Origin of the sequence: Streptococcus vicugnae (assembly GCF_016461705.1) — a bacterium.
Taxonomy (GTDB): Bacteria; Bacillota; Bacilli; order Lactobacillales; family Streptococcaceae; genus Streptococcus; species Streptococcus vicugnae.
On record NZ_JAEMHW010000017.1, the window covers coordinates 1 to 255 of the forward strand.

1 pseudogene is annotated in these 255 nt (G+C 34.5%); it reads left to right on the forward strand.

Annotated elements, in window-relative coordinates:
• Positions 1-155: 155 nt before the first annotated feature.
• Positions 156-255 (forward strand): annotated as a pseudogene (locus JG537_RS09640) (DNA-directed RNA polymerase subunit delta); the annotation flags it as partial.

The window sequence follows — 255 nt, forward strand, 5'->3', positions numbered from 1 at the left end:
TAGATTACTTGGCTTTTTATGCCCTTTATCAGAAATTCTTATAAATCTTTTGACGAATTGGCAAAATTAGCGTAAAATAGAGAGTAACGAAAATTAAGATAATAGGGTTTTTGTGGCTGTTTGCTCACATCCTAAGATTAATAAGGAGAATTACCTTGGAATTAGAAGTATTTGCTGGACAAGAAAAAAGCGAACTCTCAATGATCGAAGTAGCTCGTGCTATTTTAGAAGAACGCGGACGTGATCATGAGATGT